1 protein-coding gene is annotated in these 276 nt (G+C 55.4%); it reads left to right on the top strand.

The window, feature by feature from the left end:
• A partial coding sequence (locus ACOSDM_RS20310) for a hydantoinase B/oxoprolinase family protein (RefSeq protein ID WP_420726353.1) occupies positions 1–276 on the top strand: 276 nt, incomplete at both ends.

Genomic DNA, 276 nt, shown 5'->3' with positions numbered 1-276 from the left:
GCAAATTGCGTGATGGGGATATGTTCATCACGAATGATCCCTGGATGGGGGCGGTGCATCAAAACGATGTCGCACTGGTCGCACCGATCATTATTGATGGCGCGCTTGTCGCCTGGACCAGCTCGGTGATCCATCATGCCGATGTCGGAGGTCCTGTGCCTGGCAGCTGGAATCTGGATGCATATGATGCCTTTCAGGAGGCACCGCGCTACCGTTTCTTGCGTATCGTTCGGGATGGAGAGATCGCCGATGAAGTGATGGCGACGCTGATGACAA

Origin of the sequence: Hwanghaeella sp. LZ110 (genome assembly GCF_048892525.1) — a bacterium.
Classification (GTDB): domain Bacteria; phylum Pseudomonadota; class Alphaproteobacteria; order UBA8366; family Aestuariispiraceae; genus Pacificispira.
The sequence above is the reverse complement of the archived record's forward strand: the minus strand, read 5'-3'. Positions and strand labels throughout refer to the sequence as shown.